The 25,789-nt window shown below is 39.3% G+C and carries 28 protein-coding genes; 19 read left to right on the plus strand and 9 right to left on the minus strand.

Annotated elements, in window-relative coordinates; translation table 11 throughout:
- Window positions 1–232 precede the first annotated feature (232 nt).
- The 10 genes from PIECOFPK_RS08495 (at window position 233) to PIECOFPK_RS08540 (ending at window position 11,305) form a co-directional block, all read left to right on the plus strand.
- Entirely contained in the window at window positions 233–1,072 is an 840-nt protein-coding gene (locus PIECOFPK_RS08495) for an OmpA family protein (RefSeq protein WP_409965596.1), read from the plus strand.
- 221 nt (window positions 1,073–1,293) lie between these two features.
- Window positions 1,294–1,542: a CYTH domain-containing protein gene (locus PIECOFPK_RS08500; RefSeq protein WP_409965597.1), complete on the plus strand. Its 249-nt coding sequence runs from the start codon at window positions 1,294–1,296 to the stop codon at window positions 1,540–1,542.
- Between the two features lie 250 nt (window positions 1,543–1,792).
- Window positions 1,793–2,263 (plus strand): SRPBCC family protein, encoded by a 471-nt coding sequence (locus tag PIECOFPK_RS08505; protein WP_330974108.1) that lies wholly within the window; start codon window positions 1,793–1,795, stop codon window positions 2,261–2,263.
- A 496-nt stretch (window positions 2,264–2,759) separates the two neighbouring features.
- Window positions 2,760–3,659 (plus strand): hypothetical protein, encoded by a 900-nt coding sequence (locus tag PIECOFPK_RS08510; RefSeq protein WP_409965598.1) that lies wholly within the window; start codon window positions 2,760–2,762, stop codon window positions 3,657–3,659.
- A gap of 386 nt (window positions 3,660–4,045) precedes the next feature.
- Window positions 4,046–5,923 (plus strand): DNA methyltransferase, encoded by a 1,878-nt coding sequence (locus tag PIECOFPK_RS08515; protein ID WP_409965599.1) that lies wholly within the window; start codon window positions 4,046–4,048, stop codon window positions 5,921–5,923.
- A gap of 25 nt (window positions 5,924–5,948) precedes the next feature.
- Complete coding sequence (locus PIECOFPK_RS08520; RefSeq protein ID WP_409965600.1) at window positions 5,949–6,389, plus strand: GxxExxY protein; 441 nt, start codon at window positions 5,949–5,951, stop codon at window positions 6,387–6,389.
- Window positions 6,390–6,393: 4 nt separating this feature from the next.
- Window positions 6,394–8,952, plus strand: a complete 2,559-nt coding sequence (locus PIECOFPK_RS08525) for a DEAD/DEAH box helicase family protein (RefSeq protein WP_409965601.1) — start codon at window positions 6,394–6,396, stop codon at window positions 8,950–8,952.
- Between the two features lie 442 nt (window positions 8,953–9,394).
- Window positions 9,395–10,168, plus strand: a complete 774-nt coding sequence (locus tag PIECOFPK_RS08530; RefSeq protein WP_409965602.1) for a hypothetical protein — start codon at window positions 9,395–9,397, stop codon at window positions 10,166–10,168.
- A 48-nt stretch (window positions 10,169–10,216) separates the two neighbouring features.
- A complete protein-coding gene (locus PIECOFPK_RS08535) occupies window positions 10,217–10,483 on the plus strand; it encodes a hypothetical protein (RefSeq protein ID WP_409965603.1) in 267 nt (88 codons plus the stop codon).
- A gap of 192 nt (window positions 10,484–10,675) precedes the next feature.
- Window positions 10,676–11,305 carry a hypothetical protein gene (locus PIECOFPK_RS08540; RefSeq protein ID WP_409965604.1) on the plus strand — a complete coding sequence of 210 codons (630 nt, stop codon included), beginning with the start codon at window positions 10,676–10,678 and terminating at the stop codon, window positions 11,303–11,305.
- Between the two features lie 335 nt (window positions 11,306–11,640).
- On the opposite strand, the gene PIECOFPK_RS08545 is transcribed toward PIECOFPK_RS08540, so the two are convergent.
- The 3 genes from PIECOFPK_RS08545 to PIECOFPK_RS08555 are packed head-to-tail and all read right to left on the minus strand — an operon-like array spanning window position 11,641 to window position 13,117.
- Complete coding sequence (locus PIECOFPK_RS08545; RefSeq protein ID WP_409965605.1) at window positions 11,641–11,958, minus strand: c-type cytochrome; 318 nt, start codon at window positions 11,956–11,958, stop codon at window positions 11,641–11,643.
- Between the two features lie 12 nt (window positions 11,959–11,970).
- Window positions 11,971–12,441, minus strand: coding sequence for a hypothetical protein (locus PIECOFPK_RS08550; RefSeq protein WP_409965606.1), 471 nt, complete (start codon window positions 12,439–12,441; stop codon window positions 11,971–11,973).
- 37 nt (window positions 12,442–12,478) lie between these two features.
- On the minus strand, window positions 12,479–13,117 hold the full coding sequence (locus tag PIECOFPK_RS08555; RefSeq protein WP_409965607.1) for an NAD(P)-dependent oxidoreductase: 639 nt from the start codon (window positions 13,115–13,117) through the stop codon (window positions 12,479–12,481).
- Between the two features lie 111 nt (window positions 13,118–13,228).
- Here PIECOFPK_RS08555 and PIECOFPK_RS08560 point away from each other — a divergent pair, with 111 nt between their 5' ends.
- Window positions 13,229–13,858 carry a MarR family winged helix-turn-helix transcriptional regulator gene (locus PIECOFPK_RS08560; RefSeq protein ID WP_409965608.1) on the plus strand — a complete coding sequence of 210 codons (630 nt, stop codon included), beginning with the start codon at window positions 13,229–13,231 and terminating at the stop codon, window positions 13,856–13,858.
- 1 nt (window position 13,859) lies between these two features.
- Here the strand turns inward: PIECOFPK_RS08560 and PIECOFPK_RS08565 are convergent, their stop codons facing one another.
- Complete coding sequence (locus PIECOFPK_RS08565) at window positions 13,860–14,423, minus strand: class I SAM-dependent methyltransferase (protein ID WP_330975549.1); 564 nt, start codon at window positions 14,421–14,423, stop codon at window positions 13,860–13,862.
- Between the two features lie 398 nt (window positions 14,424–14,821).
- Between PIECOFPK_RS08565 and PIECOFPK_RS08570 the strand changes: the two genes are divergently transcribed.
- Window positions 14,822–15,406, plus strand: a complete 585-nt coding sequence (locus PIECOFPK_RS08570; protein ID WP_409965609.1) for a hypothetical protein — start codon at window positions 14,822–14,824, stop codon at window positions 15,404–15,406.
- A gap of 5 nt (window positions 15,407–15,411) precedes the next feature.
- Here PIECOFPK_RS08570 and PIECOFPK_RS08575 read toward each other — a convergent pair whose 3' ends face one another.
- Window positions 15,412–15,936 carry a dihydrofolate reductase family protein gene (locus PIECOFPK_RS08575; protein WP_409965610.1) on the minus strand — a complete coding sequence of 175 codons (525 nt, stop codon included), beginning with the start codon at window positions 15,934–15,936 and terminating at the stop codon, window positions 15,412–15,414.
- A gap of 92 nt (window positions 15,937–16,028) precedes the next feature.
- Here PIECOFPK_RS08575 and PIECOFPK_RS08580 point away from each other — a divergent pair, with 92 nt between their 5' ends.
- Window positions 16,029–16,406 (plus strand): winged helix-turn-helix transcriptional regulator, encoded by a 378-nt coding sequence (locus PIECOFPK_RS08580; protein ID WP_409965611.1) that lies wholly within the window; start codon window positions 16,029–16,031, stop codon window positions 16,404–16,406.
- Between the two features lie 25 nt (window positions 16,407–16,431).
- On the opposite strand, the gene PIECOFPK_RS08585 is transcribed toward PIECOFPK_RS08580, so the two are convergent.
- Together PIECOFPK_RS08585 and PIECOFPK_RS08590 are read right to left on the minus strand one after the other, a co-directional pair.
- Window positions 16,432–17,634, minus strand: a complete 1,203-nt coding sequence (locus PIECOFPK_RS08585) for an MFS transporter (protein WP_409965612.1) — start codon at window positions 17,632–17,634, stop codon at window positions 16,432–16,434.
- 87 nt (window positions 17,635–17,721) lie between these two features.
- Window positions 17,722–18,642 carry a helix-turn-helix domain-containing protein gene (locus PIECOFPK_RS08590; protein ID WP_409965613.1) on the minus strand — a complete coding sequence of 307 codons (921 nt, stop codon included), beginning with the start codon at window positions 18,640–18,642 and terminating at the stop codon, window positions 17,722–17,724.
- Between the two features lie 169 nt (window positions 18,643–18,811).
- Here PIECOFPK_RS08590 and PIECOFPK_RS08595 point away from each other — a divergent pair, with 169 nt between their 5' ends.
- The 3 genes from PIECOFPK_RS08595 to glgP all read left to right on the plus strand — a co-directional run bounded on the left by PIECOFPK_RS08595 (window position 18,812) and on the right by glgP (window position 21,750).
- A complete protein-coding gene (locus tag PIECOFPK_RS08595) occupies window positions 18,812–19,279 on the plus strand; it encodes a MarR family winged helix-turn-helix transcriptional regulator (RefSeq protein WP_330975543.1) in 468 nt (155 codons plus the stop codon).
- A gap of 13 nt (window positions 19,280–19,292) precedes the next feature.
- Window positions 19,293–19,799, plus strand: a complete 507-nt coding sequence (locus PIECOFPK_RS08600; protein WP_409965614.1) for a transposase — start codon at window positions 19,293–19,295, stop codon at window positions 19,797–19,799.
- Window positions 19,800–20,091: 292 nt separating this feature from the next.
- On the plus strand, window positions 20,092–21,750 hold the full coding sequence (glgP, locus tag PIECOFPK_RS08605; protein ID WP_330975541.1) for an alpha-glucan family phosphorylase: 1,659 nt from the start codon (window positions 20,092–20,094) through the stop codon (window positions 21,748–21,750).
- 54 nt (window positions 21,751–21,804) lie between these two features.
- Here glgP and folP read toward each other — a convergent pair whose 3' ends face one another.
- Window positions 21,805–22,605, minus strand: coding sequence for a dihydropteroate synthase (folP, locus tag PIECOFPK_RS08610; RefSeq protein ID WP_409965615.1), 801 nt, complete (start codon window positions 22,603–22,605; stop codon window positions 21,805–21,807).
- Between the two features lie 144 nt (window positions 22,606–22,749).
- Here folP and PIECOFPK_RS08615 point away from each other — a divergent pair, with 144 nt between their 5' ends.
- From PIECOFPK_RS08615 to PIECOFPK_RS08625, 3 genes are read left to right on the plus strand one after another with little or no spacing between them, the layout of a single operon-like run.
- Entirely contained in the window at window positions 22,750–23,298 is a 549-nt protein-coding gene (locus PIECOFPK_RS08615) for a DUF1599 domain-containing protein (RefSeq protein ID WP_330975539.1), read from the plus strand.
- Between the two features lie 3 nt (window positions 23,299–23,301).
- A complete protein-coding gene (locus PIECOFPK_RS08620; RefSeq protein WP_409965616.1) occupies window positions 23,302–24,408 on the plus strand; it encodes a BT_3928 family protein in 1,107 nt (368 codons plus the stop codon).
- A 14-nt stretch (window positions 24,409–24,422) separates the two neighbouring features.
- Window positions 24,423–25,472, plus strand: a complete 1,050-nt coding sequence (locus PIECOFPK_RS08625) for an ABC transporter permease (RefSeq protein ID WP_409965617.1) — start codon at window positions 24,423–24,425, stop codon at window positions 25,470–25,472.
- On the opposite strand, the gene PIECOFPK_RS08630 is transcribed toward PIECOFPK_RS08625, so the two are convergent.
- Window positions 25,473–25,754, minus strand: a complete 282-nt coding sequence (locus PIECOFPK_RS08630) for a DUF721 domain-containing protein (RefSeq protein WP_409965618.1) — start codon at window positions 25,752–25,754, stop codon at window positions 25,473–25,475.
- Window positions 25,755–25,789 lie beyond the last annotated feature (35 nt).

Raw genomic sequence — 25,789 nt, forward strand, 5'->3', positions numbered from 1 at the left:
ATATAGTGAAGCGAGAGGGGCATTGGCCCCTTTTTTATTATATATAGATGTCACCCCATCTGCCCATCCCACCATTTAGTGTTGCAACAGTAATTTTATAGCATCCCCATTTTTAGTGATGCTATAAAAGTTTCAGTATCAATAAATAGTTCTAAACTTGCCCTTTAATAAAACCAAATTTATTCTGCTATGACTAACACAATTACTGCAAAGCTTGATTACACCACTCGTTTTGCGAAAATTAGTACTACTGCTTATTTTATTTTTGTCTGGCATTATTGCCCGTGCTCAGGCTACGGACTCTGAAGGATGTAAAGATCATCCCTTCTTCAATCGCTATCCAAAATTTTATATTCAAGATTGTTCCGAAAATTATGATGAAGTGGAGTTTTGGATAAGCGATGATAAAGCCATAAAAAAAGAAGGAACCGTTACGCGCATCCTGTACACTTATGATGGTCCTTACGGTCCCAATCTACCTAGCCGTTTACAAATCATTAAAAACTATGAAAACGCCATTCTTTCTAAAGGTGGCAAAAAGATTTATTCCGACATTTCCGGGGGCAAAAACTTTACTGGAGCAACCTTTACTCTTAAAGCGGATGGTAAAGAGTATTGGGTAAGTATTCATGATTTAGGTAATAATCCTGTGGACTATTATAAGATAACTATATTAGCCCTAGAAGAGATGGAACAGGTGATCGAAGCTAACAGAATGTTTGAACAGCTCGAAGCCGGTACATCTGTTGCCCTCCATATCAATTTCGAAACCGGAAAATCCACCATCATGCCCGACTCGCAACACATCATCGACGAGTTGGCCAAAATGCTCAAAGAAAACAGCACCTTAACCATACTTATCGAAGGGCATACCGACAATGTAGGTAGTGCCGCTTCTAACCAGCAGTTGTCCGAACAAAGGGCGGAAAGCGTGAAGAAAGCTTTGGTGCAAAAAGGCATCAGTGCCCACCGCATGGCCACAATCGGTTTTGGGCAGAGCCGTCCGGTAGCCGATAACGGTACCGATGAAGGGCGTGCTAAAAACAGAAGGGTAGAGATTAGAAAAATATAAGCCTTAAGCTTTATCCTTGAATAGTAGTTCCTATGAATAGCAATTATTCATAGGATTTTTTATTTCTTGCCATTGCTATATGAAAAAACTATCTTTCCGGCATCTGGATAAACACTTGTAATTTGATGAAAAGAAAAATTTTTGGGAACTTACAAGGTAGAGTATCTCGGATGCAGTCTGCAACGTGGTAAGCCACCCCATTCCTTTTTAATGACAACACCATGCACATTAGAAATTACGAATTCAAAGCCCGAATAGAAGGCGTAGAGCAATACGAACAACAATTGCTGAAATTGAGTCCGCGATTTGTAGGTGAAGACCATCAGATCGATACTTATTTTAACGCGCCGCAGGGACGATTGAAGCTGCGTGAAGGTGATATCGAAAATGCCCTCATCCACTACGACCGACAGGATCTACAGGGTTCAAAGTTGTCGAATGTGATTTTGTATAAACACAAGCCCGATTGAGCCTTCCGCCAAAAACGAATTTATTATGAATGTAATTTTTATTTTTATTTAAGGAATTCATGAGCGCTTCGCTTAGGTTCGTTTTTTATTTTTAAATTTAACTCATAAAAATTCGTTTTGGCTCGCCTCGGTGCAAAATCGAAACTAATTGCTTCGATTTCCCCGCCTTCGGCAATACCCAAAACGTTGGCGGTCATTGTAGGACAACCCAATAAAAACAGAAATTTGAACTTTTAAAAGATAACATAAGATGACAAATAAAATACCGACAGTAGAAACACAGATGCTAATTAGAAAACCTGTTTCACAAGTTTTCCAAGCAATTATTGACCCGACAATTACAACTAACTTTTGGTTTACAAAATCAAGCGGAAAGTTAGAAGTAGGAAAAACTGTAAAATGGGAATGGGAAATGTATGGCGTTTCCACCAACGTATTGACAAAGGAAATTATTCCGAACAAACTTATTTCAACAGAATGGGGCGACCCAGTAACGACAGTTGATTACGAGTTTACCGCATTGACAGACGAAACAACTTACGTTATAATCAAAAATTACGGCTTCAAAGAAACGGGGGACGATTTAATTGAGGCAATTAAAGACAATACAGGTGGTTTCACAACGGTTCTAGACGGGATGAAAGCCTATTTAGAACACAATATCAGATTAAATTTAATTGCCGATAAATTTCCAAAAGAAGTAAGCAATAACGACCAGTAAAATAACAACCGTATCGACAGAAAACAACGAACCGCCAACATCGGTAACCGTTGCACAACTCTCTATTTTTCCAAAGAATCTTTAAAACCCAAAAAACTCAACCTCTTTTAAGTCGATTTAAAGGAGGTTTATTTTTTAGTTGTAGTTCAAAATGCTAAAATTTGAGTGGCTTAAAAATGAGGTTTTGAAGTCGTAAAAGTACAGTTTTACAAAAGCCAAGCCTTTCTCTTGTAAGATGGGTTCCAAGCCTCAATAAATCGCACGGGATTATCAGCACTAATCTTGTCTTCTAAGCTACTCATTTGTAGCTGATGGCGGGAAATACCTTGGATGTGTTGCATAAGTAAAAATACAAAAATTGTGCTTTTCTCACAACTATTTTGCTATATTTGTTTGAGAGATTGTGAGTTTTTTCACAGTCTGACGTTAGCGGTCAGTGTAAAGGACGAAAACACCCAACAAATAAGCAATAACTTGAATAACTGAGAATTAAAAAATGGACTTTGACGAAAAAATAAAAGAAAAGATAACTCAGTTTTTCGATTGGATAAATCGTCCTATAATTCAAAACTACTACATCAAAGACTTACAAAATTGGGATGCTCTTTGTGCTTCGCTACATATTTTAAGAGATTTGCAAAGACCAAAGGAGGAATATTATGCCTTAAAGTCTATAAATCACCTTGAAGCAATCGGCATAATGCAAACTCTATATATTGAACAAGACACAATGCAAACTTTACAAAACGCATTACTTGAAGAAAAATTCAATGGTTTTAAACTTGATAAATACAATAAAGTAAGAGATTTAAGAAATAAAATATTCGGTCACCCATCTGACAAACAATCGGGAAAAATAAAAACCCGACATTTTTTTGACATTTTAGATAACAAAGAACAACTTGTAAAACATTTATATTGGGGGACAGAAAAAGAAATAGAAAGCGAGGAATTTCATATACCGCAAATAATCAAAGAAAATTCAAAACACACATTTACTTACCTTGAAGATTTGGAAGTAAACTTTATTAACAAATTCGCAGAAATTATGACAAATTACAAGATTAGTTTTAACGATATTTTCAAAGGTGCCAATTACACGTTTGAAAAACTATTAACAAAAGAAAATGATGATGTTGTCATCGAGTCATATGAAGGAACAATTGAAAGTGAATTTGAAAAAATTAAAATTGGGTTGATTGAAAGAAATATATACGAATCCTACGAAAGAAAACTTAAAGTTTTAGAATTTTTGAGCAGTAAACTAAAGTCTTTGTTTTATAAACAGACCTATAAAGACATTGAATTTTATACATATGCAAGCACATTAAGCGAAAAAATAAGACAATTAAGTAGCGAATTGAAAGTTTTGGATAAAGAGACTATTGCAAAGTGAACAGTATGCTATGAGAAACGAAATATAAACACCGAACCGCTAACAGCCGTTTTGCAAAAGCAGGGGTTTCGTGCTTCTATGATAGTGAAGTGCAAAATTCAAGCTTTGTGCACCTAATGAAGTTTTGTGCTTCGATTTCCCCGCCTTCGGCAATACCCAAAACGTTATGCGACACCCTGTTTGAACAGTCGTGCTAAAATTCAACGAACGTAATAATGAAAACAACTACCAACGCTCAAAAAACCAAAAGAGCCATTTTTTGCCAACGCTCGGACAAACGAATCAACAATAAAAAGTAAATTTGACGATTGAATTATTTGAAAGAAAATAAATGAATTGAGCCGAAGGCGAAATCCATTACACCAATAAAAAACAGACAAGAAGCAATGAAATTATACACAACATTAGAGCAACAACTCAAGAAAGAACCCAACTTCGTAACTGACAACGGAGAGCTGAAAAAATGGGTGGTGCTCAATAAGGCGCAGAATTTTGATGAAGAATTGATTGCGCTTTTATTGCAAGAACCCACTCTGAAAGAAAAGTTTTTCAAAGAGATTGCCGGAGTGACAGTTTTTAACCAAAACTTGTTTGTGCAGTTTTTGGAACAGAAAAATTACCTGAACGACAGCTACACCCAATACAAAAACAAGGTTGGACTTACCATTGACGGCAAATACCTGAAACAACGCAACGAAGTAGCTTTGGTATGGCCATTTAAGGACTGTATTTTGGAAGGCGGACAAAGCCGTGAAGAAGATAAAAGAGAAGAGATTTTCTTCAATGAAATTTTAGCACAAGATGAAATTACCCAGCTTTTAGAACCAAAAGTATTGACCAATGCCAAACGCATTGACAAGGACGGCGAACACCCTTTTGACGGCTTTACCCGTGATGCTGAACTAAACCGTAAAAGAGGACTTCCCGAAGATACCATTACCGACAATCTAATTATAAAGGGTAACAACCTCCTCGCCTTACATTCCCTAAAAAAAGAATTCGCAGGGAAAGTGAAGCTGATTTATATTGATCCACCTTATAATACAGGAAATGACGGCTTCAAGTATAATGACAGCTTTAATCATTCAACTTGGATGACCTTTATTAAAAACAGGATTGAAACAGCAAGAGACCTTTTAAGTAATGACGGAATAATATTTATAAGTTGCGATGACAGTGAACAAGCATATTTAAAGGTTATATTAGATGAAGTTTTTGGAAGAGATAATTTCGTAACAAACTTCGTTTGGCGTAGAAGAAAAACACAAGCAAACCTTGCAAAGCATATTGCCCCAGTTCACGACTTTATTATCTGCGTTGCTAAGAACAAGAATAAATTAGTTGTGAATAAAATACCCTACTCAGAAGAATTTATAAAAAAGACATTCTCAAATCCTGATAATGACAAACGCGGTGTATATCAAACAGGTCCTTTAGCAAGACCAGCTAATTCTAGTAATAAAGAATACGCTTTAAAAATGCCAAATGGTAGAGAAATAACGGCTAAGTGGAGTTGCTCTCAAGAAACATTCGATAGGTATGTAAAAGAAAATAGACTTGTAATTCCAAGAGATGGAGAAGGGATGCCAAGAATTAAGATTTTTCTTTCAGAACTTGAAGGACAAATTCCGAATACTTGGTTAGACAACATTGCTACAAATGATGAAGCTTCAAAAGAAATTGAGAATTTTTTCGGAACAAATGCTGCATTCTCCTTTGCAAAACCAAGTAAACTTATAAAGCATATTGCACAAATTGGTTCCAACAAAGAAGATATTATATTAGACTTCTTTGCAGGTAGTGGAACTACTGCACACGCAGTATTAGAATTGAATAAAGAAGATGGAGGCAATAGGCAGTTTATAATGGTCGAACAAATGGATTATATCGAAACAGTGACCTGTAAACGTGTTCAGAAAGTTATTGAGCAAAATGAAAATAGCTCTTTCATCTATCTCGAACTCAAAAAATACAACCAAACTTTCATCGAGCAGATAGAAGCGGCAAAGGACACCGAAACTTTGCTACAAATTTGGGAACAAATGAAAGCCAAAAGTTTCTTGAACTACAATGTAGATATCAAAAAACAAGAGGAGCATATAGAAGAATTCAAAACACTGGCACTAAAAGAACAAAAACAACACCTTTGCGAAATTTTGGATAAAAATCAACTGTATGTCAATCTTTCCTCATTAGAAGACGCAGACTTCGCCTGCAGTGAAGAAGAAAAACGTCTGAACCGTGACTTTTACAAGATGAAATGATTACCAAGATTATTAAATGACCAGGATGGAATTGAAATATTTGACAAAAGAAGAACAAGATAAAATTACACATAGGATAATCGGTTGTGCAATGGAGGTGCATAATACTCTTGGAAATGGTTTTCAAGAAGTAATTTATCAGCGTTGTTTGTCTATTGAATTAAATGAAAACGGTATTGAACACCAGCGAGAAGTTGAAATGCCAATATTTTACAAAGGGCAGGATGTAGGTTTACGAAGGGCTGATTTTTTGGTTATGGGCGAAATAATGGTCGAGCTAAAAGCAATCATTGATTTGGAAGATGTGCATTTGGCTCAGGCAATGAATTATTTGGAAGCCTATAATTTGCCAACGGGTTTGCTAATCAATTTTGGAGCAAAGAGTTTGCAATTCAAACGGATTTTCAATAAATCTTTGCAATCCAAAAATCTTTCTAATCACGGTTTGGACAATTTAAATAAGTAAGTAAATGGCATTTCTATACGATATATTGGTTCAGGAATTTGGTAAAAGAGCCATAGCACAAGTGGAGGTTCCTAATCATATCTTGGACAACCTAAAGCCCGGATTTGGTCAGCGACCTTATCAGATAGAGGCATTTCAACGTTTCATTTTGTGCTATTCAGAAGATTTTGAAGGCAAACCTAAAAGGCCGTTCCACTTGCTCTACAATATGGCAACTGGGAGTGGTAAGACCTTAATTATGGCCGGATTAATCTTGCACCTTTACCAAAAAGGTTATCGCAACTTTTTGTTTTTCGTCAATAGCAATAATATTATTCAGAAAACCAAAGATAATTTTCTCAATCCGCAGGCTTCAAAATACTTGTTCAACAATAAAATTGTAATAGACGGAAAAGAAGTGTTCCTGAAAGAGATCGACAACTTTGATGAAGCCGACCATCAGAATATCAACATCAAGTTTACAACCATCCAACAATTACACATTGATTTAAATAACACCAAAGAAAACAGCGTTACTTACGAGGATTTTAAGGACAAAAAATTGGTTTTAATTGCCGATGAAGCACACCATTTGGTATCGGGAACAAAATCGGGCAATCTGTTTGGCACTTGGGAAGATACCGTTAAGAAAATTCACGAATCCAATTTTGAAAATATCTTATTGGAATTTACGGCAACCATTGATACAGATACGGCTGAATTGGTAAAACACTATCAGGACAAAGTCATTTTCAAATACGACCTTGCCCAATTCCGTATTGACAAGTACTCAAAGGAAATCAACTTGGTACGCTCCAATTATGACGAGCAAGATAGAATCATTCAAGCTTTGATTTTGAATTTGTATCGTCAGGAATTAGCAACTTCAAACAATATCAATTTGAAGCCTGTAATTCTGTTTAAAGCCAAAAGAACTATTAGAGAATCGGAACAAAATAAAGAGAACTTTCACAAACTAATTGACGATTTTTCGGTGGCAATGGTTGAGAAAATTCAAAAGACTTCTACTGTTCCAATTGTTCAAAAGGCTTTTCAATTTTTTGAAGCAAAAGGAATTTCAGCTACCGAAATTGTCAAACGCATACAAGCTAATTTTAAACCCGAAAATTGCCTGAGTGCCAATAATGATGCGGAAGCAGAGCAAAATCAAATCTTGCTCAACACCTTGGAAGACGAAAACAATCCAATCCGTGCCGTTTTTGCCGTTCAAAAATTAAATGAAGGTTGGGATGTGTTAAATTTATTTGATATTGTACGTTTATATGAAGGACGTGATGGTAAAGGCGGAAAAATAGGAAAAACCACCCTTTCCGAAGCGCAGTTAATAGGTCGTGGCGCTCGTTATTATCCTTTTGCTTTGGAGGAAGGACAAGATAAATATACCCGAAAATTTGACGATGATATTTCCAACGATTTGAAGATATTGGAAGAACTTTATTATCACACCAAAGAAGACAGCCGATATATTTCAGAATTGAAAAAAGCCCTTGTGGATTCGGGTATTTATGAAGATGATGAGAATTTGGTTCAACTCAATTTGTTCTTAAAACCGGAGTTTAAGAAAACAGATTTTTACAGAGACGGACATGTGTTCTTCAATAAGAAAGTGCCAAAAAGTTTTGACAACATAAAATCCTTTGCCGATTTAGGCGTAAAGAAAACAAACTATCGGCACACGTTATCTTCGGGAGTTGGAAGAATGTCGAGCGCTTTTTTTGAATTGGAACCTACAACTGCGGATTATGAAGTAAATAAATCTAAAGATATAAAGCTGTCCGAAATACCGAAAAACATTATTCGTTTTGCATTAAGTCAAAATCCATTTTTCTATTTCGACAATTTATTACATTACTTCCCAAGTTTAGGTTCGCTTTCTAATTTCATTAAAAGCAAAGATTTTTTAGGAGATTTAGAAATTACATTTGTCGGAACGGCTAACCGAATAAAAGAAATCAGCCATTTCGATTTTTTACAAGCACTTAACGGTTTGTTGCAAACCATTGAAGAAGACATAAAGAAAAACTCGACAGAATATGAAGGTTCCGACTACATCAAAGAACCCATACATAAAGTTTTCAAAGACAAAGAAATCAAAGTGAACAAATACAGCGAACGAGCAGATGGACAAGTGGAATTGGTAGCCAACGAACCTTGGTATGTTTACAATGCCAACTACGGAACAAGCGAAGAAAAGAAATTTGTGGAGCTGTTTTCAAGACGATTTGAAGGACTGAATCAGAAGTTTGAAAACATTTACCTAATCCGAAACGAAAGAGAAATTAAAATCTTCGACAAACTCGGAAGAGCATTTGAACCAGACTTTTTACTATTCTGCAAACAACGTGACGGAGAACAAATGACTTTTCAGGTTTTCATAGAACCTAAAGGAGAGCATTTAAAAGGACACGACAAATGGAAAGAAGACTTTTTGAAAGAAATCAGAGCTGAACAAAAGACTATCAAAATCCACACGGACACTTATTTGATAACAGCCGTACCATTCTACAATTACAACAATGAAAACGAATTTAAGACGACATTAGAAAACACATTAAAGGAATAGAAATACCAACGCTCAACAGCCACACAATTACTCTCAACTTGATTGTTTTTAATGGAGTTCGTGAATGCTTCGCATTTGCCAAGTCGCACCAGCCGACCCCACAAGCCAAATTTTTGCGCAAAGTGAGTGCAGAGCCAAACTTGTTTGAGCTATGCCGAGCGTAGCAAAAATCAGCAAAGCTAAACTTAGCAAAGAGTGTGTCCGATCCAACCCGCAACCGACAGAAAATTAGGACGAAAGAAGAACACCGAACGCACAACACGGGTAACCGTTGCACAACTCTCTATTTTTCCAAATAATCTTTAAAAACATAAAAACTCAACCTCTTTTAAGTCGATTTAAAGGAGGTTTATTTTTACTGATCAACAGGTATTGTTTTTTTCTTAAATTTACCAAAAGGTTCACAGTTGTGTGGCGTTAGTGGCAACCTTAACAGAAAGATTTGAGAGCTATTTCCATCATATTTTTAATTTTATCACTTTCTTCTTGTAAAAATGAAGAGAGATTTGATATCAAAAGGTATGTTCTAAATCCAAGTGATTCTGATATTGAATGCTTAAATGATGTAGAACGTGCTAATAAAGATATCGAAAATGGCAAAATTGTTTTTACGTATCCTTGCCATATGTTCGATTGCGTTTTAAGACAAGAAAAGTATGTAATTGATTTGTGTAAAAAATATAACATCCATTTCGAATATGAATTATTTAGCGACATAATAATTGAGGGGCAAACTCCAGGATGTTATGGTGCAATTATGGACAATTATATAAATAAAAAATTTGGAAAGAATTTTAAAAGTAAAATATTAAAAGAGGCAGACAGTATTTTACTTGCTTCAAACGATACTATTATTTACTATAAATGCGACAAACGACCACAAATACTAGGAAAAGATAATTACGAAACAACCTTTGTGGCAGAACTTTCTGAAAAATTAAATGAACACATAAAACCTAACAAAGAAGGTTTACCTTTTATGGACATAGGATTCTATATTGACAAATCAGGTAAAGCATCTGGATTTTTCCTGAACTATTTTATGGAGGCAGACGAATCAAATCATAAATTTAAAGATGAGCTTTTCAAAATTGGCGTTGAACAATTAAAAGAAATTAAATATTGGGAAGCAGGGGAAGTTAGCGGTCAAAAAGTAAATACAGAAAACAATATCAGAGTTTATTTTCGATACAAAACGAACGAAGGCAGCCACTAACAAAGGTTTACTTTGTCTGTTTGCTACGTTCGAGTGACTCAAAGGCGGGTGACGTGGTTAATTGAGCATTCTGCTCGCATCAATCTGCCTCAGGCGAGAGGTGTATTTGAAGCACTTGCTCGAAAACGTGCCGAAGGTGTTGTATTAGGTCGTCCTAAAGGTCGAAAATCCTCTAAAACCAAACTAACCGGACAAGAACTTAAAATCAAAGAATTGTTAGATAAAAAAGTATCCTATTCTGCCATCGCAAGAATTTTAGGTGTGCATCGTCTTACAGTGTCGAACTTTGTAAAAGACAAAATTGTTGCTAAATAAATTTTCAAAATAAGCCAGTCCTTGAAGGATGTAAAAAGTATGTCATTAATGTTTCGGGGCTTCTATATGAAAAAAAACTCTTAAACAATTTGTAACTTAGGCAAGTTGGAAGGCAAGTTCCGTTACACACTTGCCTTGTATTGCCTTTGAGATAATTGTAAACTTAAGAAGCAATATATAAATCTTTAGCAGATGACTCAATTGGAGAAACTATATAACGCCATAGAAAGTCTCAAAGAATTAGGCGTAGCGCTTCCTCAGGAACTAATCGAAAACACCAATATGGTGGAGGAAGAGATTATTCAAAACGAAGTCATTCCGGCATTGTCGGAGGCTATCGAACCTATCATTAGTCAAATCCAAAGAGAGCTGATTTTAGTGGTTGAGTATGTTCCGGATGAACCATTGCAAGTAAGAATGACACGGAAAAAGAGTTTCAAAATACCGGAACCTATGGATGCTACGCCAATTTCCACAAATGCGGTCAATATCGAAAGAAAATTTACCATTGCTCCTCATTCCAAGTCAAAGAAAACCAATCTTGTGGTTACCTTTCCCGATGGTACGCGTATCGAAAATCAATTTGCTTATCAAACCTTTTGTCAGGCTATTGAAAAAATAGGACCAGAGCGCGTAACCTCCCTAAACATCCGCCAATGTGGTATCAATATTGTTTCCAAAGAGAAAGATGATTTTTATAACCAACATACCATTTCCGGAGGATGGTTGGTTCTCACGCATTCCTCTACCTCACTAAAAAAAGAGCATTTGGAAGAAATCTCGAGACGACTTAAAATACCAATTAAAGTTGAAATAGTGTAAAAATATTTTTTTGATTTCTGAAACTAGTAGCCGCAAAAGGTGAGGAAAAATTAAATTGGTGTCACTATCGGCGAAATCATCTTTTTCACGGCCTACCCGTCAATATAAACTATATACTCTTCCCAAAAATCCGCTTATTTCATCGTTAGGGCATATCTCCCTGAAAGTTTATGGCGTAAGCCATGGGGGCCTAATTATTGTAACCTCCCTGGGATCACCTGTTCCTAATGTTGTGTTTTATTTTGCGATCATCCATGCATTGCTCAATCAGGTTTGCCAATTACATTCACCGTTTGCCAGGTGCTATGGAGTCAGGATCGTACACCAATAGGTGCTTACTCTTTCTTGCTTAGCATCAGTATATAGCTTACTATTTCGCTTGTCTCTTCGATGGAGAGTTGGGTTTTAAATGAGGGCATTTTGTTACGTCCTTCCCGAACGATCTTCAATAATCTTACACTGTCTAAGCTTGACTGTCGAAGGTTAGTTGCACCATTGATTCGGGCAGGGCCATCAGTTCCGTGGCAGGCACTGCAGTAACGGATGTATAGTTCGGAGCCGCTCGTTGCAGACGCTGCAACGGGGGGCGTCTCGTCAGAAGCAATATTGCAGGCCAGCCATATTGCCATTATGAAGGCTAAGTAATATCGCATAGGCATCTTGAATTAAAACCGAAATGCAGAAACGATAAGTATGACAGCCAAAATGAGCATTGCCATAATGTAGAATCGATGCTGTTGCGCGAAAAACTTCATTAATACCCGTTCTGATGGTTGAAGCACATCAGTCTTAAAGGTATGGTTGAACCATTTTCGTTGTCTTGTGGTGAAGATGATGAAGAGTACGATGCTGAGGATGGCTAAGGGAAATTTTATTTGAAACCATAATTGTTCGGAATAAATGCCTTTGGTTGCCGCCATCATGGCAACACCAGAGACGACAGCCAGTATGCCTGCCAGATGTATGTTTCGGCTGATTTTGTTTTTTATGTTGTATAAAAAGAACGCTTTATCAGAGTCGGTAAAGAAAGCTTGTTTCAGCTTTCTGAATAAAAGATAATCGGTAAAAGTCGTACCAATAAACAGTACAAATCCGACCATGTGCAGACTGAGTAAGATGGGATACACTGTATGCATACTGATTGAAGTTGAGAAATGTTGGGTGATAGAAAAATTAGTGGGCTACTTCTACAATCGCTTGATAGGTTTGCGCATCGTCTATATGGTTAATAATAAAGTCGGCCAGGTCTGCGCGGGAGATGCTCAAGCAAGCATCCAAAAAATCATTGACCGCATACCGGTATTGGCCTGTGTAGGAGCCTTTGGTGAGACGGGGCGGTCGTACGGAAGTCCAATCCAGATTGCTTTTTTTCAAAACATCTTCCATTCGTAGGGTATCGTCGTATAGATGACGAAGGAATCGTTGCAGCATATTCTTGATAAAAAATCTGATGAAGAGATTGTGCTTGGGACTCACTTCCACCCCTGAGGCTGAAATACAGATAAGGCGGCGCACCTGTTGGCGATGCATTGCAGTTGTCAGCATCTTTATGCCCTCTGAAAAAACATAAACCGGTTGTTGCACTGCCTTAATTCCTATTGCCGAAATCACGGCGTAGGCTCCCGCTAGTTCGTCAAAATAGGTATCGGGTTGAAGGATGTCGCTTTTCACCACCTTAAGATGAGGATGCGTAAGGGTGATGGTTCCCGGCCTTCTTACCATAGCAACTACCTGATAGTTATGACGTAAAGCCAGATTGACAAGGAAGCATCCCGTTCCTCCATTAGCTCCAAAGATGATTAGCTTTTTCATGGGTTATTTTATTTCGGTTGCGTAATAAATGTTGACAAATATACTTTGTTCCCGAATAAAAATATCGAATCCGAAGGAATTTTATATATTTTTGTTACGAAAACATAGAAAATGGAAGAAACAGTCGAATTGGTATGTCGTTGGGCGGAATTCAAGAAAGCGCATCCCAACGCTTCTATTGAAGATTTTTGTCGGTATTACATCATTGAGCAAAGAGAGAGTACCAAGCAAGAATCCTTGGTAGGGGGCGTTATTCCCGATAGTGCTTCAGGTTTACTGGTTAAGTTGCTTGCACGCATTGCCCGTATTCACGCTACCTATGTATCTATGGTATTGGAAGAGGAAGCTGTGTCAAGGATAGAAGAAGTGGGGATTTTGGCAACTCTCTATCAAATGGGACACCCCAAAAAATCGGAGGTGATCTATTCCAATTTGCTTGATTTTTCGAGCGGTACTGATATGATTGCTCGTCTGAAGACCAAAGGATTTGTTAACGAATCGGAAGACAAGGAAGACAAACGCTCGAAGCGCTTATCGTTGACTAAGGAGGGAAAGAAAGTATTTTTGAAGGTCATTCAAAAGATAGTGCGTGTAGCGAATCTGTTAACATACGATATGTCGGAAGACGACAAAAAATTGTGCATTCAGTTACTGAAGCATATCGACATAAAGTTTTCGGCTGTGGTGCATAAACACAAGGAGAGAAAATTTGATGATGTCTATCGCGAAATGACTTCCTAGATTAAGCGCTTGGCTGGAGCGTTAATAAGGCCGCCCGACTCAAAAAAATGGAAGGGGTAGCCATTATTTTAAAACCTTCATGCAATAGTACGTTGAGGATGTGATGGTATTGACGACGCGGTACATGGAATTTTTGTTCGGCTACCAGTAATAATGTAGCATCGTGGCATCGCTGCTTCAACTCGCTCGCTATCTTTTCCAAATAAATCATCTCGTGCAGGCTATAAAAAGCCAAGATAAAGTCAAACTTTAAGTGGAGATGAAGCGTTTCATGACTACTTTGATGAACAAGAATGTTACGTAAATGCGGTTTACGTTCCAGTTTGGCGTTCAGTATGTCTAGCATCCCTTTTTGAACATCTGCAGCCACCACCAACCCTTGTTCACCCACCATTTCCGCTAATGCGATTGTAAAAAAGCCCGGACCACATCCAAGATCTAATACCCGCATTTTAGGTTTGACGTATGGTTTAAGGATGCGCTTGGGATCTTGTAACCAATATCTCAGCGTACTGGTTAGCCTATGGGCTTCTTCGATCGGATGGAGTAGGGGGTGTTGCATCATCAGTATATTTAGAACGTTATAAGAGTAAATTTAACGCATCATCACAATGAAAACAATACGTAGGGTATAGGCAAAAACTTTTAATGTGCAAGTATTTGAGAAATGTCTAAAACTGGTCTGCTACTTCGATCATCCTCCTTTTGCTCTAGGTTTTTTGAATTCCACAAGCGCAGTGCAGGAAGGGAAATAGGCGAGCTAGTATCTCAGTCGCTTCTCTAGTTTGGGACCAATAGCATATCTTTATAATGCGATTTCATAATGGTATATGTCCCATCCATCGTACAAAAAACACCCGTCATGCAGCCCTTTATCATACTATGCGCTATCAGTAGGATTGTCTGTATTGGTAGCGGGCATTTTGTTTTATGGTATGCGTCGTTGGAGTAAGGGGGGCGCTGATGCCCATCGATGCAGTATTGATGTATCTTTTGCAAATTGCATGTGGGGTAGGAGTATATCTATTGATGAGAAGCAGTTGGCATCGTAGGGCTGATGGCCGTTACGTGCGTGTTCCCAAAGCTTATTACAAAAACTCAGCGCAACTACCCAAAGCTACTTCGCAAGAACCCCAAGCCTACGATATCATTGCTTATAACGCTTATTCGGAGGCTTTGTGGATGAGCATTGCAGGGATAGGGCTGATCGGCTTTTCGATATTCGTTTTTCGGGAAGGTTATATTTTGCTGCCTTTGTTCCTCTTGTGCTTCGGGTTGTGGGTGATGGTGAGTGGCATTAAGGATTTTGTCAACCGCAAGCCCCAGCTGAAACTGAGTCAAACCGGTATATGGACACCTCAATTGGGCTATCGCAGTAGGGAGGAAATCAAAGCCCTAAGCATCATTACTAAAAGGAGATACAAATCGCCCGAGTGGATCTTGGAGATTTATCTCCATCAACCGCGCGCCACGCAGGCATTATTGCCTGATGATACACTCTCGCTCAGCAGTTTGACGCCATGCGATGCTGTGATACAATATATTTAGCGTTACTATCTGCGGGATGAGTGATGATTTTTCTGATACACCACCTGCAAGGTATCTGCACTGAGTTTGCGATATTCTGATAAGCGTAAAGGAATATGCTGGGGGAGAAAATCGTCGCCTGGACTGATGATGGGTACCATGTGAAAAATAAAATCCGTAACCAGGTCTGCCTTCAGAAAAGCATTATATACTTGGGTGCCTCCACCGACGAGCATTGTTTCATGACCGCGCTGTGCCAAATAAGCAAGGGCTGCTTCGGGTGATGATGCTACTATTTTGTCTTCGGTTGGGGCGAGGGATTGTGACAACCATACCAGGTCTACTCCCGAATAGGCGGCTTTTAACCGATCGGCCCCGCCCATGGCTTGCTCAAATACTTCAAAAGATTTTCTACCCATGATTAAATTGCCATAGCTGCGAATAATAGCCGCCGAAGCTTCGATGATTTCCATCGGTACTTGATGATTGAGGTTCTCTGACAATAGAATTTTACCGTTTGCGGATATATTGGCTAGTAAGATTACTTTCATAAAGAAATTTATATTAAACTTGTTGCAAAAATATTAAAGCCGTCAACCGTATAGCTATAGCGTTTCCTCGAGGTAACTATGTTTCATAGCCTATGACTGCAAAAGCACCATACGACACCCAAGCCTGTAAGCTCAATCGCCTTGCGATAAGAGACAGCCTAGAACTTATTGGAGGGAAATGGAGTTTGTTAGTGGTGCTCTTGCTAGGCAGACAGCAAGAGCCGATGCATTTTAAGCAAATTCAGAGAGCGCTGGATGGCATTTCTGCAAAAGTGTTGACTCGAGAGCTCAAACTCCTAGAAGAAAACCGTATTCTAAATAGAACAGTGCAGGATACCCTGCCTGTCACCGTTACATATGCCCTCACCGATTATGGTAAAACCCTGCTTCCCATCGCTCGTGCATTGCAGCAATGGGGGAAGCAACATCGCGAGGTGATTCTGGAAAATTTTAGACATTCTAAAAAGTAAAGTCATTACGCGATGCTGCCGCTATTTATGCACTGTAGGCGCGTAGCTGTAGCGCCTTGCGTACAAAGAGCAACAGCAACTGCAGGCATAATATTAAACTGAAATAGGATAATCCTAATGTCAGCTGATCTTTAATGGTGATAACATGCACCACAATATAGCTGACAATGGAAAAGATAACATAAGAACCGCCACTGGCTAGACCGCTTGCGGTAGCAGCATATTGGGGTCGACTAGTGAGCGAATAGGTAAAATAGGTGTTATAGCTATAGCCCAACCAAAAGTGAATGAGGAAAACAAATATCATGATGATGTACAGCTGATGAAAAACGGTTGCGGTAGTCAGCATGATAGCCACGACTATGAATTGTGAAACTGCCGATAGTTGTAATTTCTGAAAAGCGGGTTTATTGACGTGTTTCTTGCTCAGTAGTCCTCCAAAAAACATGGCGAGTCCCGATACCAAGGCGCAATAGCCGGTATGAACAGCCGTGAGATGATATTCGTGCTCTACAATAAACGCAATGCTCATCCCAAATACCATCACCATACTGTAGCATAATCCCAGTACAATAATGCCTAGGCTAAAGTCGGGAGCGCTTAGCAATTGCCGATACATCGAAAGAACCGACTTCAGTTTAAACGGATGTCTATGCGTGATGGTTTCTCCGCTATATATCCATTCCAGCACCAACATAATAAATGCATATAAAGCCAGAAAAAGGAAATTGGCGCGCCATCCGAAACTTTCCTGTAGATAGCCTCCTACAAACGGCGCCACAATAGGTGCGGTAGACCATACCACAGTCACAAGGCTCGTATAGTGTTTTCTTTTTTCTCCGGTGAATACATCCACAAAAAAGGCGCGCTTACACACTACAATAAAAGAAATTGCAATGCCTTGTATAAAGCGTAGCACCAGGATAGTATTCAAATCGCTGCTGAATGCAATGGCCAATGAGGAGAGCAATAAAACCATCAGCGAAATGATATTAATCTTATAGCGTCCGAAGCTATCCGAAATACTACCTACAAATAATTGGGATATACCATAACTTACGAGATAAAGGCTTAATGTAAGTTTGATATCCGATTCGCTTATCTGTAAGTCGGTTGCCATATGTGGAAACGAGGGAATGTAAACATCCATAGCGAAACCAGATAGGGGAATAAGAGCAAATGCTAAGATGGTACTGATGCCTTCGTGTTCTTTTTTCAGTTGCTTCATTATAGAAATCTCCTTTCTTTGAGCAGGCAAAATTATGCCGAGGCAGCGCGAAAACCGTTAAATGATTCAAACAAGATTTTACAAAAATCAAATATCCTGCTCATGATGTGCTCTGAAAGATCGGGGCGTGAAGCCGGTGTTTTTCTTAAAGAAATGAGTGAAATGTTGCACATACTCAAAGCCTAACGCTTCCGCTATTTCCGAAATATTCCAATCTGAATATTTTAATAAACTTATGGCTTCAGCAGCAATGCGCTCGTTAATGAGTTGGGTGGTAGATTTGCCGGTTTGTTCTTTTAGGCAATGATTGAGGTGGTTGACATGCACATGCAAAAGCTTGGCAAAATCGGAAGGGGTTCGCAGTTGAATGGGATTGAGAGGGGAGTCGATGGGGAATTGCGCTTCCAGTGCATTGATGAAGGCATTCACCACTCGGTTTTTGGAACTCTTTTCGGGGTATAAAGAATCGGTTTGCGATTGTATCCAGATTACCTGATAAACAATGAGTTGCAGCCATTTTTTCACTACGGCTTCACGGTATTCAAAGTCGCTGTGATAGGCATTGTACATCTGTTGAAAGCAGAAAAACAGCAGCTGATAAGTGTCTTCATTCAGAAAGAGAAAAGATCGGCGCGCTACGTTTAAAATATGGGTGAGGTGTGTAAAGAGTTGTTTTAAATCATAGGTTAGGTATTCATCATTAAATAAACAGATAAAGCCTGTAGGTTCTCCGGGAGTAGATTTCCAGCTATAAGCCATATTAGGTTGTGAGATGAAAATGCACGGCTTATCGATGACGATATTTTCTTCTCGAGTTTTTAATTCTGCGGTATTATTCAATAAGGTGATTTTCCAATAGTCACGTCTAGCAAAAGGAAGGCCTCCCGAGCAATTATTTCTTTTCAGAACGTTAAAATGTCGGGGTGTTTCTTTTTGTTCCAGCAGGTCGCGGGGCACCGGCTTTTTGGTGAGTTCATAGTAATCGCGTAGGGATTCGATTTTTTCCATATTTACATAATTCAAATATTAGAAGGGATATGCAAAGTTAAGAATAATTAGTAATGGCTTCTGTTTATATCATCAAGATGTAGCACTGAGGAAGGGTTGAGAAAAAATGTTGCGGTAATTTGTTTTTTATTTAGTCACTAATTATCTTTGTAGCTAAGATATTTATTAGATGAGCAAAAAACACTGCAAGGAGATTATAGAAGCATTCAGTAATGCCAGTCGTCATTATTCGGATGCCTCTATTCTAATGCATGAGGCCATTGCCCGTAAAGTGGGCTTGCCCGGCACAGATCATAAGTACTTGGGCCTGATATTGCAACACCGCGAGTTGACGGCAGGAGCTATTGCCCGCCTTACCGGCCTCACCACAGGAGCCGTTACCGGCTTGATTGATCGTTTGGAGAAGAAAAAACTGGTGAAGCGGAAATTTTCTAAAGAAGATCGTCGCAAAGTGATGATTGTACCCAACGAGGAGAATGCTATGAGGCTTCTGGGGCCCATATTTGGTGCACTCACGCAGCGCACCGCAAAGCTGTTGAGTGGTTATTCCGAAGAGGAGGTAAAGGTGATATTGCGGTATTTCACGGAAGCTACAACACTTATGAAGGAAGTAACCGATTCTCTAAATAATCCATAAAAAAATGAGCAATATGGAAAATCTTACTACAGCCTATGTACACCGCGCCGAACTATGGCTTTTTATTTCTACAGTAGTATATTTTCTGATGAACGGTGCACAAATTTTCGAAACATTGATACTGGTTCCCAAATGGGGAGCTGCCCCGCCGGAGAGCTTAAAAATACTGCTGGATGGTAAGGGTACCGGGCTTAAGCCTTTCTGGATTATCTTTCATTCCTTTCATGAAATCTTGTTTATTCTGGCCATTATTTTCTGCTGGAGAATTGAGCCGGTGCGCAATGCCTTGTTGATAATATTTGCATTGCATGTGGGCCTGCGCGTATGGACTATTGCCTATTTTGCACCCAATATCATCGCTTTTCAACAAATTGCTGAAAATCCTTCGCAGATGATGACCGATATTGCCGCGCGTATTGCTCGCTGGGAAAAGTTGAACTATTGGAGAGTGGTGCTCTACATGTTGCTCTCCATTGCTTTGATACCTTTGTGTATTAAAGTATTTCATTTACGTCCATAAGGCAACGGTGTTGTGAGAGGCAATATGCAGCGCATGTTCATTGCTGCAACACATCCGTCAGGAACAATTTATCTTACCCATTATACGTTGTAACATTTTTATATGTAGTATTTTTCATAATCGTAATCAATATCAACAGACAGCGATAGAAATATCCTGTCTGTTTTTTATTTGTATTTTTCAAAAGTTTTGCCGTATTATTGTGTGTAGTTTACACATTCATTGATGATGTGGTATTGGCGGTTGGTTCAATTAATTTGATTACTTTGCCACAATTTTAAAAGAATGATGTATGAGTTTTGAAAACTTCAGGGTTCCTTACGAAATTGATGCTAATTATAGTACAAAGGTGGCTTATTTTTCCATGGAGTATGCTATCCATCAGCCGTTAAAGATATACAGTGGTGGATTGGGATTTCTGTCTGGTTCGCATCTGCGCAGTGCATACGAGCTGCGTCAGAATATGATTGGAATCGGTATTCTGTGGAAGTACGGCTATTACGACCAAGAGCGTAATCAGGATCAAACCCTGAATGTAACCTGGAAAGAAAAAACTTACAGCTTTTTGGAAGATACCGGTATCAAGTTTCAGGTGACTATTCACGATCATCCGGTATGGGTGAAAGTTTGGTATCTGAATCCTGAGACCTTCAAAACTGCTCCTTTATTTTTATTGAGCACCGAACTGCCGGAGAACGATTACGTATCACAAACCATTACACACAAACTTTACGATGCTAATGCTGCGACTAAGCTGGCGCAATGCATTCTGCTGGGCGTAGGGGGTGCCAAGCTCATGGATATTCTCAACTTTAATCCGGAGGTATATCACCTCAATGAAGCCCACGGTTTGCCTGCAGCTTTTTACTTGTATCAAAAGTATCAGCAAAATATAGAGGAAGTAAGAAAGAGACTGGTGTTTACTACACATACACCTGAAGAAGCCGGTAATGAAAAGCACGATATTTATCTGTGTCATAAGATGACCTATTTCTGCGGATTGGGTGTGGAAGAAGTGAAGTCATTGATCGGCGAGTACAGCGATATGTTTAATCATTCACTTGCCGCCTTACGCATGGCTCGTTTGGCAAACGGTGTGTCTCAATTGCATGGCGAAGTGTCGCGAGAAATGTGGGGTAAATATGGTAATATCTGTCCGATTATTTCCATTACCAATGCACAGAACTGGACCTATTGGGCCGATAAACATATGTATAAATTCAGGGAAGTAGGGGATGATTATGGACTAGATGATCGTAAGAAATGGATGAAGAAGCGTGCGTTTGAAATTGTGGCTGATCAGACGGGGAAACTCTTCGATCCTGATGTGTTCACCATCGTATGGGCCAGAAGATTTGCAGGTTATAAGAGAGCCGGCCTGATTGCTTCCGATAGGGAACGTTTTGCAGAGTTGATGAATAATACCAAGTATCCCGTGCAGATGATTTGGGCCGGAAAGCCTTATCCGATGGATCATCCAGCCATTGGCGAGTTTAATGAACTGGTGCATCTGAGTAAGAATTTTAAAAATGTGGCCGTACTGATAGGTTATGAATTAGCGCTTTCTAAACGCCTGAAACAGGCTGCAGATGTATGGCTCAACAATCCGCGTGTGCCGCGCGAAGCTTCAGGTACCAGCGGTATGACTGCTGCCATGAACGGTGCTGTGAACTTCTCTACCGATGACGGCTGGATTCCTGAGTTTATCAATCACGGACATAATGGCTTTGTCATTCCCAAAGCTGATTACAGAAATATGTCGGTATATGATCAGGATCAGTACGATCTAAACAAACTGTACGAAATTCTTACCGGGGAAATTTTGCCCCTGTATTATGAGAATTACAGTACTTGGCGTCAGATTATGAAAAACGGCATGCAGGACGTGCGTTTCAGATTCGACAGTAGCCGTATGGCGCATGAATATTACGAAAAGCTCTACAATGCTTAATGCCAAGAGTGATATGTTATATAGAAAGAAGGTGACTACACCTTCTTTCTTTTTTTATACCGATGCTTCTTTATAAGTCGTATAAAGTTTTATAGCTTCCACAGCGGCTTTTACATCGTGTACTCTTAGAATCTGCGCACCGTTGAGCAGGCCAATGGTATTGATAACGGTAGTACCATTCAGCGCTTCTTCGGGCGTAATACCGAGTGTGCGGTAGATCATTCCTTTTCTACTTACCCCCAGCAACAACGGGCATTGTAGCATCTCGAAGGTTGACAGATATTTTAATAAACAGAAATTGTGTAGGGTAGTTTTCCCGAATCCGAAACCGGGATCGATGATAATATCTTTTATGCCTTTTGATCGTAATAGGGCAAGTTTTTCGATAAAAAAATCCAATATTTCACGTACTACATTTTCGTACTGCGGATTCTGCTGCATATTTTGAGGAGTGCCTTGCATATGCATGAGTACATAAGGTAATTGCAATGCGGCAACTGTATCTATCAACTCTGAATCCATACTGCCTGCACTGATATCATTAATGATGGAAGCGCCCGCAGCCGCCGCTTCGCGGGCTACTTTGGCATAAAACGTATCGATAGAGAGAATAGCTTGCGGGAATTCTTTGTGTAGCACTTCTATGGCAGGCAATACTCTTTGCAGTTCTTCATCCACACTATATGTGGTGCTTCCCGGTCGGGTACTTTGTCCGCCAATATCCAAAATGGTTGCACCTTCCTTCAGCATTTGAGCAGCAGTACGAAGTATGGCTGTAGTTTCGGTATGTCTGCTACCACTATAAAATGATTCGTTATTAATATTGATAATACCCATTACGATGGGGGTATCCATGTTTAATAGCCTGCCTTTACAATTAAGTGTGAACATTCAGGTATTTGTTTGTTATTTTTGTTCCAATCCTGAGCGCTAAGTTACAGGTTGATTTGTAAAGAAGAGGAAGGAGCGTTGGGATCGGTTGGATAATAAAAGGAATGTATGAGTAAAACCAATGAACAATATGATGCCGTAGTGGAGTCGTGCAAATCCATCTTTTTTAAAAAGAATAAGGATTATGGTACAGCTTGGCGGGTATTGCGTACGATTTCCATTGTGGACCAAATTTATATCAAGGCACAGCGTATACGCACCATACAGGATAAAAAGCAGCAAAAAATTGCCGATGATATTCCCGGAGAATTTAAGGGCATTATCAATTATGCCGTTATCGGCCTGATACAATTAGCGCTTCCTGGAGATGCCCCAGAGGACTTGCCGGAAGCCGAGGTGGCACAGCTATATGATAAATATATCCATGAAGCCAAAACCCTCATGACTAACAAAAATCATGATTATGGCGAAGCTTGGCGCAACATGAGTCAGGAGGGACTTACCGATCTTATTCTGATGAAACTATTGCGCATCCGGCAGATATTGAATAATGACGGTCAGACGCTGATTAGTGAAGGTATCGATGCCAATTATTACGATATCATTAATTACGCGGTTTTTGCCCTCATATTACATAACGAAGCCCATAAAGCATAAATTATGAAAGCTCTTGTAACCTTCTCCCGAATACTGGTAGGCCTGTTGTTTATTTTTTCAGGACTGGTGAAAGCCAATGATCCTATTGGATTGAGTTATAAGATGCAGGAGTTTTTTCTAGCATGGGGAATGAGCGCATTGGATGGCATCGCTTTGCCCTTATCCATATTCATGATCGCTTTTGAAATTATTGCCGGAGCGGCTTTGTTATTGGGTTGGAGAATTAAGACCGTGAGTTGGTTACTGCTGTTGCTGATTATCTTCTTTACTTTTTTGACAGGATATGCTTATTTATCCGGTAAATTTAAAAGCTGCGGATGTTTTGGCGATTGTCTGCCTATTACTTCTCAACAATCCTTCTGGAAGGATGTGATATTGCTGCTATTTATTTTGATTATTTTCTTCAATAGAAAATATATCCAGCCTGTCTTCAATAAGTCCACAACTTCTTTTTTGTTGCTACTGGTGGCATTTTTCAGTTTTGCCGCACAGCGGTATACTTTGAAGCATCTGCCCGTAGTGGATTGTCTACCGTTCAAGAAAGGTAATAATATTGCGGAGCAGATGAAAGTGCCGGCCAATGCCATCCCCGATAGTACGGTAATCGTATTTGAGTATGAAAAGGACGGACAGAAGGTTTCCTTCACGGCTGATGAATTCCCGGATGATTTTGACGACAGTACCTACACTTTTATCGATCGTTACGACAAAGTAATCCGACCGGGTAAAAACAATGAGCCACCGATTAAGGCTTTTAATTTAAGCAATCAACAGGGTGCAGATCTTACACAGCAAATTCTGGAATTAGATAAGGTGGTATTGTTGTTTGTTGAAAATGCAAAAACACCAGTACATAAGTGGTCCAAGGGTTTTGCAGACTTGTATAAAAAGGCTAGGGAGAAAAATATTCCTGTATACATTGTTAGCAGTGACGCCAATGCCGTAAAAAAACATATTGCAGGTACATCATTTGCCGGTGTTGACGTATTGAGTGGCGATAATACTTCCATTAGGATTGCCGCTCGCACCAATCCTACTGTGCTTGTATTGCAGAAAGGTACAATTGTAGACAAGGAAAGCTATAAACGTTTTAACCGTATTACCTTATAAAGCTTTTAAGCACGATGGCACAATATATCGTCCGAAAACTTGTTTACAGCATACTGGTACTGATCGGTGTGGTAATACTGGTATTCTTTCTGTTTCAGGGTTTTGGTGATCCTGCACGGTTGGTAATGGGACAAACAGGCGACCTTAAAACACAGGAAAATATACGTCGCGAGTTGTATCTCGATCAGCCTAAGTGGAAGCAGTTTGTCCTCTATCTAAACGATGTGTCGCCTATTGCTATTCATTCTAAAGAAGAAATTACCAATAAACAACTGAAAGGTATTTTTATAGGAGGAGAAAAGAAACTGGCCTTTAAAATTCCTTATCTGCGCAGATCTTATCAAAGCAAGCGCGAAGTAGGTAGTATTCTTATGCAGGCCTTACCGGGAACCATTATGCTTACCGTTGCAGCTATGGCACTGGCGGTTGTAATCGGTATCCCGCTAGGTGTGCTCGCTGCTGTGAGGCAGAACACTTGGATGGATACCACGGCTATTTTCTCCAGCATTATCGGTATTTCCGCGCCCTCATTTTTCATGGGAATTATCATTGCCTATATTTTCGGATTTGTGCTCACACACTATACCGGTTTGCAGATTAGTGGCAACTGGTTCGATATTGATGCAGAAACGGGGAAAAAAGTATTAAGCTTTAAAAACATCATATTGCCGGCCGTAACGCTGGGTATTAGACCTCTAGCTATTATTACGCAGCTCACCCGAAGCGCTATGCTCGATGTATTGGATCAAGACTATATCCGTACAGCTTATGCTAAGGGTTTGTCGAAGAAAGTAGTGGTATGGCGGCACGCTTTGAAAAACGCGCTCAACCCTGTCATTACTGCGATTACTGGATGGTTTGCTGAGCTCTTGGCGGGTGCTTTTTTTGTAGAGTATATATTTGGGTGGCAGGGGATCGGAAAAGTAACGGTGGATGCACTTGAAAAACTGGATTATCCGGTAGTGATGGGTTCTGTTCTGATATCGGCAGCTTTCTTTGTGATCATGAATATTATGGCCGATGTATTGTACGGTCTTTTCGATCCGCGCGTAAAGAATCAGTAATTATTTTACAATAACTTCTTTTATCACATTTCCCTTAAGCGCTTCATTGATCCGCTCGATGATTTTTTCTTTCTGATAAATCAGTTCGTTTTTTAATGGCGCCACACTGGTGTGGATGAAAAGTTTATCGCCCACAATCTGTATTTTTTCAGTATATCGGGCGATGGTTTTACCCATGATTTTTTCCCATAGGGCTTCTACCTCTAGTGTCTGTATATCGCTGCGAAAACGGCTTTTGTTTAGAAATTCCTTCAGGGCTTCTCCGATAGAATATTCGGCCATATGCGAAATTTTACTCGTGTTGGGAAAGGGGCAAG

The sequence above is a fragment of the Chitinophagaceae bacterium C216 genome (assembly GCA_028485475.2).
Classification (GTDB): domain Bacteria; phylum Bacteroidota; class Bacteroidia; order Chitinophagales; family Chitinophagaceae; genus Niabella; species Niabella composti.

Bases quoted from the DNA above. Each gene is read 5' to 3' on its own strand.
- PIECOFPK_RS08630 (WP_409965618.1), bottom strand. From the start codon at position 25,754: ATGGCCGAATATTCTATCGGAGAAGCCCTGAAGGAATTTCTAAACAAA.
- PIECOFPK_RS08620 (WP_409965616.1), top strand. From the start codon at position 23,302: ATGAAAGCTCTTGTAACCTTCTCCCGAATACTGGTAGGCCTGTTGTTT.
- PIECOFPK_RS08540 (WP_409965604.1), top strand. From the start codon at position 10,676: ATGACTCAATTGGAGAAACTATATAACGCCATAGAAAGTCTCAAAGAA.
- PIECOFPK_RS08520 (WP_409965600.1), top strand. From the start codon at position 5,949: ATGGAATTGAAATATTTGACAAAAGAAGAACAAGATAAAATTACACAT.
- folP (WP_409965615.1), bottom strand. From the start codon at position 22,605: ATGGATACCCCCATCGTAATGGGTATTATCAATATTAATAACGAATCA.
- PIECOFPK_RS08555 (WP_409965607.1), bottom strand. From the start codon at position 13,117: ATGAAAAAGCTAATCATCTTTGGAGCTAATGGAGGAACGGGATGCTTC.
- PIECOFPK_RS08505 (WP_330974108.1), top strand. From the start codon at position 1,793: ATGACAAATAAAATACCGACAGTAGAAACACAGATGCTAATTAGAAAA.
- PIECOFPK_RS08550 (WP_409965606.1), bottom strand. From the start codon at position 12,441: ATGCATACAGTGTATCCCATCTTACTCAGTCTGCACATGGTCGGATTT.
- PIECOFPK_RS08500 (WP_409965597.1), top strand. From the start codon at position 1,294: ATGCACATTAGAAATTACGAATTCAAAGCCCGAATAGAAGGCGTAGAG.
- PIECOFPK_RS08525 (WP_409965601.1), top strand. From the start codon at position 6,394: ATGGCATTTCTATACGATATATTGGTTCAGGAATTTGGTAAAAGAGCC.
- PIECOFPK_RS08510 (WP_409965598.1), top strand. From the start codon at position 2,760: ATGGACTTTGACGAAAAAATAAAAGAAAAGATAACTCAGTTTTTCGAT.
- glgP (WP_330975541.1), top strand. From the start codon at position 20,092: ATGAGTTTTGAAAACTTCAGGGTTCCTTACGAAATTGATGCTAATTAT.
- PIECOFPK_RS08625 (WP_409965617.1), top strand. From the start codon at position 24,423: ATGGCACAATATATCGTCCGAAAACTTGTTTACAGCATACTGGTACTG.
- PIECOFPK_RS08585 (WP_409965612.1), bottom strand. From the start codon at position 17,634: ATGAAGCAACTGAAAAAAGAACACGAAGGCATCAGTACCATCTTAGCA.
- PIECOFPK_RS08565 (WP_330975549.1), bottom strand. From the start codon at position 14,423: ATGATGCAACACCCCCTACTCCATCCGATCGAAGAAGCCCATAGGCTA.
- PIECOFPK_RS08590 (WP_409965613.1), bottom strand. From the start codon at position 18,642: ATGGAAAAAATCGAATCCCTACGCGATTACTATGAACTCACCAAAAAG.
- PIECOFPK_RS08600 (WP_409965614.1), top strand. From the start codon at position 19,293: ATGGAAAATCTTACTACAGCCTATGTACACCGCGCCGAACTATGGCTT.
- PIECOFPK_RS08515 (WP_409965599.1), top strand. From the start codon at position 4,046: ATGAAATTATACACAACATTAGAGCAACAACTCAAGAAAGAACCCAAC.
- PIECOFPK_RS08560 (WP_409965608.1), top strand. From the start codon at position 13,229: ATGGAAGAAACAGTCGAATTGGTATGTCGTTGGGCGGAATTCAAGAAA.
- PIECOFPK_RS08615 (WP_330975539.1), top strand. From the start codon at position 22,750: ATGAGTAAAACCAATGAACAATATGATGCCGTAGTGGAGTCGTGCAAA.
- PIECOFPK_RS08570 (WP_409965609.1), top strand. From the start codon at position 14,822: ATGCCCATCGATGCAGTATTGATGTATCTTTTGCAAATTGCATGTGGG.
- PIECOFPK_RS08595 (WP_330975543.1), top strand. From the start codon at position 18,812: ATGAGCAAAAAACACTGCAAGGAGATTATAGAAGCATTCAGTAATGCC.
- PIECOFPK_RS08545 (WP_409965605.1), bottom strand. From the start codon at position 11,958: ATGCGATATTACTTAGCCTTCATAATGGCAATATGGCTGGCCTGCAAT.
- PIECOFPK_RS08575 (WP_409965610.1), bottom strand. From the start codon at position 15,936: ATGAAAGTAATCTTACTAGCCAATATATCCGCAAACGGTAAAATTCTA.
- PIECOFPK_RS08580 (WP_409965611.1), top strand. From the start codon at position 16,029: ATGACTGCAAAAGCACCATACGACACCCAAGCCTGTAAGCTCAATCGC.